This is a genomic window from Lipingzhangella rawalii, assembly GCF_031628175.1.
In the GTDB taxonomy this organism is placed as follows: Bacteria; Actinomycetota; Actinomycetes; order Streptosporangiales; family Streptosporangiaceae; genus Lipingzhangella_A; species Lipingzhangella_A rawalii.
The window spans coordinates 1-447 of sequence record NZ_JAVLVT010000049.1 but is presented as its reverse complement, the minus strand read 5'-3'; the positions used below and the strand labels follow the sequence as shown (position 1 = coordinate 447).

General features: G+C 71.6%; 1 protein-coding gene. It reads right to left on the bottom strand.

The window, feature by feature from the left end; genetic code table 11:
* Positions 1-447: IS607 family transposase (locus tag RIF23_RS20710; RefSeq protein ID WP_310914316.1), on the bottom strand; the 447-nt coding region annotated here is incomplete at both ends.

The window sequence follows — 447 nt, the reverse complement described above, 5'->3', positions numbered from 1 at the left end:
GGCTGCGGCGACCCCGCGGGCGGCCCGCCGCTTGGCGGAACGCTGCCCGTACCGGCGGGCGCACAGCGCGGTCAGCACCTCGGTCATGTCCCGCACCAGATCGTTGTCGGTGCCGTCGTCTTCCAGGACGACCAGGCGTCGCCCGGATGCGTTCAGCGCCGACTCCAGGTGCTCCACGCCGAAGCGGGCGAGCCGGTCGCGGTGTTCGACCACGATCGTGGTCACCTCCGCGTCGGCGAGGAGCCGGTGGAGTTTACTGCGGCGCCCGTTCAGCCCGGACCCGACCTCGGTGACGACCTCGGCCACGGGCATGCCCTGGTCGGTGGCGGTTTGGACCACGCGGGCGACCTGCCGGTCCAGATCAGGTTTCTGGTCGGCGGAGGAGACCCGGCAGTACGCCACAACCCGACCGGTCTCGGTGGGGGTTTCGTCGTGGACGAGCCACAG